This is a genomic window from uncultured Mailhella sp. (genome assembly GCF_905187505.1).
In the GTDB taxonomy this organism is placed as follows: Bacteria; Desulfobacterota; Desulfovibrionia; order Desulfovibrionales; family Desulfovibrionaceae; genus Mailhella.
This window is the reverse complement of the sequence record NZ_CAJJIC010000145.1, coordinates 1-5,536: the sequence shown is the minus strand read 5'-3', so window position 1 is coordinate 5,536 and position 5,536 is coordinate 1. Positions and strand designations below refer to the sequence as shown.

The 5,536-nt window shown below is 61.6% G+C and carries 6 protein-coding genes; 4 read left to right on the top strand and 2 right to left on the bottom strand.

Annotation, left to right across the window (positions count from 1 at the left end; translation table 11 throughout):
- On the bottom strand, positions 1-629 hold a 629-nt coding region (rpsB, locus tag QZZ60_RS10330), incomplete at its 3' end, for a 30S ribosomal protein S2 (RefSeq protein ID WP_295641150.1).
- A gap of 180 nt (positions 630-809) precedes the next feature.
- Positions 810-1,523, bottom strand: coding sequence for a hypothetical protein (locus tag QZZ60_RS10325; protein WP_295641148.1), 714 nt, complete (start codon positions 1,521-1,523; stop codon positions 810-812).
- Between the two features lie 210 nt (positions 1,524-1,733).
- Here QZZ60_RS10325 and QZZ60_RS10320 point away from each other — a divergent pair, with 210 nt between their 5' ends.
- The 4 genes from QZZ60_RS10320 to QZZ60_RS10305 all read left to right on the top strand — a co-directional run bounded on the left by QZZ60_RS10320 (position 1,734) and on the right by QZZ60_RS10305 (position 5,436).
- On the top strand, positions 1,734-2,432 hold the full coding sequence (locus tag QZZ60_RS10320; RefSeq protein WP_295641146.1) for a metal-dependent hydrolase: 699 nt from the start codon (positions 1,734-1,736) through the stop codon (positions 2,430-2,432).
- Positions 2,433-3,008: 576 nt separating this feature from the next.
- Positions 3,009-3,203 carry a hypothetical protein gene (locus tag QZZ60_RS10315; protein ID WP_295641144.1) on the top strand — a complete coding sequence of 65 codons (195 nt, stop codon included), beginning with the start codon at positions 3,009-3,011 and terminating at the stop codon, positions 3,201-3,203.
- On the top strand, positions 3,200-4,372 hold the full coding sequence (gene lptF, locus QZZ60_RS10310) for an LPS export ABC transporter permease LptF (RefSeq protein WP_295641142.1): 1,173 nt from the start codon (positions 3,200-3,202) through the stop codon (positions 4,370-4,372). Before QZZ60_RS10315 ends, lptF begins: the two co-directional genes overlap by 4 nt.
- On the top strand, positions 4,369-5,436 hold the full coding sequence (locus QZZ60_RS10305) for an LptF/LptG family permease (RefSeq protein WP_295641140.1): 1,068 nt from the start codon (positions 4,369-4,371) through the stop codon (positions 5,434-5,436). Before lptF ends, QZZ60_RS10305 begins: the two co-directional genes overlap by 4 nt.
- Positions 5,437-5,536 lie beyond the last annotated feature (100 nt).

The window sequence follows — 5,536 nt, the reverse complement described above, 5'->3', positions numbered from 1 at the left end:
ATGGCGCGGATGGCGTCGTCGTTGCCGGGGATGATGTAGTCGATGACGTCGGGATCGCAGTTGGTGTCGGTGACGGCCACGATCGGGATGCCGAGCTTGCGGCATTCCTTCACGGCGATCTCTTCACGATGCGGGTCGATGATGAACACGAGCTGGGGAAGGCTGTCCATGTCCTTGATGCCGCCGAGAGTGAGGTTCAGCTTGTCGAGCTCGCGCTGGAAGCTGAGGATTTCCTTCTTCTGATAGCGGTTGATGGAACCGTCGGCAAACATGGATTCGAGCTTCTTCAGACGTTCGATGCTCTTCTGAATGGTCACGAAGTTGGTGAGGGTGCCGCCCATCCAGCGGTTGGTTACGTAAGGCTGACCGGCGCGGGTGGCTTCGGCGGCCACGGCTTCCTGAGCCTGACGCTTGGTGCCGATGAAAAGCACCTTGCCGCCGTTGGCAACGGTTTCCACGATCTTGTCGTGGGCGGTGCGGAACAGCTTCACGGTCTGCTGAAGGTCGATGATATGGATGCCGTTGCGGGCGCCGAAGATGTAGGGGCGCATCTTGGGGTTCCAGCGACGGGTCTGGTGGCCGAAGTGGACGCCGGTCTCCAGCATCTGCTTCATGGTAACGTAAGCCATGGTAATTCTCCTTGAGAAAAAAGGGTTTGTCTTCCACATCGACCCCTGGCCCTTCACCCGTGAACGCCTTTCGTCCCCGGGAACCCTGGCCGCTGCCGATGTGTGCATTATGTGTACCTGGTGGTGTCTATCCTATTTTTCGCCGCAAGGCAAGTCTTTGCCCGGGCAAAAAGCCGGCGCCTATTTCTTTTCCGTCTTGTTGCCGCGCACGATCATGTCCGCAAAGCTCGTCGCCGTCTCCTTCACCCAGTCCAGATGGGGGGCGGGCTTGTCGTTGCCGAGTATGGACGTCACCGTCACGAAAAGCACCGTGTCCTTCACCGGCACCACCGCCGTCGCCACGGCCGTGGACAGCCAGCTCTTCGGGCCGCGCTCCATCATGTTGAAGTGGATGAGACTCGTGTAGAGAAACGCGCTTGAGGTGCGCACCGAATCCACAAGCAGCGGCGTGCCCGTGGCAAGCGCGTTCGCAAGCGCCTTTTCCCGGTTCTCCATTTCCTGCGCAGGCGTGTCCGTGCGGCTGCGCGGGATGCGCGAAAAGCCGATGAAAAGTCCTTCCGTGGAGCGCGCAAGAAGTTCGGCGTCCTTCTGATCGAGCGCGCGGCTCTGTCCCTCGAGCGCGCAGATGAGCACCTGCCTTGTCACCGCGTCCCGGCTGCCGTAGCGGTACTGATGCGCCATGTACTGCGGCAGATACATCCTTATGAGACGGCCGTGACGCACGGCGTTTCTTTCCGTGTCGAGAAAAAGATCGGATTCGTGATCGGAAAGCTCCGTGAAGCCGTCGGGCGCGGCAAACTTGAGCTTGTCCACCCCGTCGTCGAACGCGAAGACGGAAAAAGGCGCAAGGCAGAAAAAAAGCGTGAGCGTGAAAAGCGTGATCTGGCGGGTCATGACGACTCCTTGCTTGGGGAGAAGAGCTTTCGCCAAACTTGCCCGCCCCGGCGCTTTTGTCAAGACGGGCCTCTTCATGGCTTGACCACGCGCACGGGTGATATTAAAATTAAAAGAGAATCTCTGTCACTGTCCCCTCCGGCGCTTAAGCCCCGGAGAGAACCGGGGAAAGATTTCCCCCATCCCATTCCCCTCATCAACGGAGGAATCATGTCTCAGCTGCACATTACCTGGTATGGCCACTCCAACGTCATGCTCAGTGAAAACGGCGTGTCCGTTCTTCTCGATCCCTTCTTTGAAGGCAACCCCTTCGCGCCGAACTGGCGTGAAATCCCCCGTCCCGACATCGTCGCCCTGACCCACGATCACGGCGATCATCTCGGGCAGACCGTGGAAATCGTGCGCACCACCGGTGCGACCCTGTACTGCATCGCCGACCTCGTGGGCTACTTCCTCGAACACGGCGTGCCGGAAGGACAGATCATCAACTACGGCATGGGCGGAAACGTGGACGGCACTCTTGAGGCCCACGGCGCAAAGCTCACCATGACGCAGGCCTTCCATTCCGCCGCCACCGGCTCTCCCGTGGGCTACGTCATCGAAATGCCCGGCGGCCACACCGTCTATCATTCCGGCGATACCGGTCTGTTCGGAGACATGGCACTCATCGCCGACCGCTTCAAGCTCGACCTCGCGCTGCTGCCCATAGGCGGCGTGTTCACCATGGACGGCGTTCTTGCCGCCAAGGCCGCCGCGCTGCTCGGCGCCCCCGTGGTCATGCCCATGCACTACCGCACCTTCCCCGTGCTGGCCCAGAACGCCGACCTCTTCGTGGAGTCCCTGAAGGAATACGCGCCCGGCTGCACGCCGCTGGTCATGGAACCCAATGAAATGAGAGTGCTCGACTAGGCGCTCCGCATCAGGAACGCCGCGCCTGCCCGAGCCGCGCATGAAGCACTTCCGCAGCGCGGAACCTCCCGGGCGCGCGTTCCCTGAAAAAGGCCCCGAACGAGGCTGCGGCGCGTCCGCATTCTCGGTCCCGCCGCTTCAGAGCTGCGGAGGAACTTTCCTCCGCGCTCCTTGCGGGCTCCTTATCCGCGCTTCTCCGCTTCTTCGGAAAATGCCGTTCCGGAGGGGAGGGCGGACCGGCGGTTCGTTTCCGGGCAAATGCCCGGCGTCTCCTCCCTTTCCCCCGAGGTCCGCTTCCGGCCGATCATGTTCCGCGGAACGATTTTCTCCTCTTTTCCGGCCCGACTTCCGGCGGAAGCCGTCCCCGGTTCTTCCCGACCGGCCGCGACGCCACCCTTGCCGCGGATCTTCCGCCCGCAACGGCGCGCACCCCGTACCCCTTCCCGGATGCGTCTTCTTCCGGGAAGAGAGGGTTTTTGGCCCTTCATCATTTTTGCAAAACGGGTTATCATGTCTCGTTTCCCGGCGCGGCGCACCGTCGCGCGGATCAAAGACAGACGCTTGTGGAGATTCCCTATGGCCACGGTTATGCAGCATGAAGAACTTGTCCGCCGCGCTCTTGCCTACATTGTGGAGCGTCGCCGCGAATGCCCCGGCATGGATACGGCCGAGCTTCTGGACGGCGCGGGCGCGCGCTTCAACCTTTCCCCCCTCGATCAGGAGGCGCTCGCGCATCTTCTGGAACAAAGGTCGGATGAGGCCTGCGCATGAACCTTCTTCAGCGACGCCTGTTTCTGGAACACGCCAAGACCTTCTTTCTGTCCATGGCGGTTCTTCTTCTGTTCATTCTCATGGGACGCGCGCTTCAGCTGCGTGACATGCTCCTCGGTCTCGAGCTCAGCATCTGGGACACGCTGCGGCTGTTCGGCTACCTGAGCCCCTTCTTCCTGCTCATCATCTGCCCCATAGCGTGCATGCTCTCCGTGTTCCTCACCTTCCTGCGCATGAGCACCGACAGGGAACTCGTGGCGCTCAAGGCCGGAGGCGTGAGCCTGTATCAGATGCTGCCCGCGCCGCTCATCTTCTCCGTGTTGTGCGCGCTCTTCGGCTTCTGGATCTCCGTGTACTGGCAGGCCTGGGGCATGGGACACTTCCGCTCCGAAGTGCTCGACATCGCAAGCAGCAGCGCCCGCGTGGTGGTGCAGCCCGGCGTGTTCAACAAGGACGTGCCCAACATGGTCATGTTCGCCCGCAAGGTCGATCCCGTGTCCGGCACCATGGCCGGCGTCATGGTCGAGGACAGACGCGCCGCAGGCACCACCATGACCATCCTCGCCCCGGACGGCAGCCTTGACGCCGACTACGAAAACGGCGAGCTCATCTTCCTGCTCAAAAACGGCCGCAGCTACACCGAAAAGGACAAGTCCCTTTCCATCATGGGCTTTCAGGAATACGCCGTGCGGCTGAGCTTCGATTCCCTGTTCCAGGGCGTGGACATGGGCCCCGTCAAGCCCAAGGAATACACCTGGCAGCGCCTCTACGACACCCAGAATGAACTTGAGCTCCAGAAAACAGACCCGCGCATGGCACGCAAAATCGTGGTGGAACGTCACAAGCGCCACGTCTTTCCCATCGCCTGCGTGGTGCTGTGCATCTTCGTCATTCCCATCGCCACATCCTTCCAGGGCCTCAAGCAGCAGACCGGCGTGCTCATGGCTCTGCTGCTTTTCCTCATATACTACAGCCTGCTCATGCTGGGCATAAGCCTCGGCGAGAGCGGAGACCTCGATCCGGCCATAGGACTGTGGGTTCCCAACGCCGTCTTCCTCCTGCTCGGCATCTACGGCATCAGACTTGCCGCTCAGGAACGAATGCCGCGCATCACCGAATACTGGGAGTCCCGCAGAAGCCGCAAAAAGAAGAAGGAGGATAAGGCATGAGCCTGCTTTTCCGTTACATCTTTCTGCGGCACGCCCGCCTGCTGCTGCTCATCATGGGCCTCGGCGTGGGCATCTACCTTCTCACCGACCTCGTGGAACGCGTGGACATCTTCATCGAAGCCGGCTCCGGCATAGGACTCATCCTCCAGTACTTCGGGGTGAGACTGCCTTCCATCGTGGCCCAGATCCTGCCCGCCGTGTTCCTGCTCGCCACCGTGGTCACGCTCTGCTTCATGGGACACAGCCGTGAACTCACGGCCCTGCACGCCGGAGGCATTTCCTTCGCCACCGTGGCCGTCATCCTCGTCATGTGCGGCGTGTTCTGGGGCGGCGTGCAGTTCGGCTGCTCCCAGTTCCTCGCCGCCGAGGGCGAACGCTATTCCCAGCAGATATGGCAGGAGGAAGTCCGTAAGAAGGACCTCGACGATCGTACCCTCGATGACGTGTGGTTCATGGAAAACGGCTGGACCGTGTCCATAAAGACCCTGCGCGCCGACGGTAACGGTACGGGATTCTCCGCCTTCCACGTCAAGGACGGCAACGCAGACGTGGACGTCATCGTCCGTGCCCCGAAGGTCTCCGGCAGCGAAAACGGCTGGACGGCCACCGACGTCGTGCGCCTCTATCCCGATACCTACCGCCGGGATGCCCTGCCTTCCCTTACCCTCGACCTGCACCAGAACCCCGAACTCTTCTTCTCCACGGAAACCAACAACCTCCAGCAGCTCCCCCTATGGCAGCTCGGAGACGCCATAAGACAGCTCGGCGCCGCAGGCTCCAACGTGGACGGCCTGCGTACCGTCTGGCACGGCAAAATCGCCTACGCCGCTTCCCTCGTCGTCATGGCACTGCTCGGCGCCGCCATTGTCTCCCGCTTCTCCAATGTCTATATCGCCGTGGCCATAAGCATGGCCGGTACCTTCATCATGTACGCCCTCACCATGTTCGGCGAATCCCTGGGACAGCGCGGCGTCCTGCCCCCCTTCATGGCCGCCTGGGGCCCGGATTTCCTGCTCCTCCTCATCGCCTCCGCCAGACTCTACCTCGTCAGCGTGCGACGTTGACAAAGGTCAGGCCGGGACGCCGCCCCGCCCCCCCGGAAAGGCAGGAAAGGCAGGAAAGGCAATGCGGGGGAAATAATTCCCCCCGCGCCCCCCTGTTTCG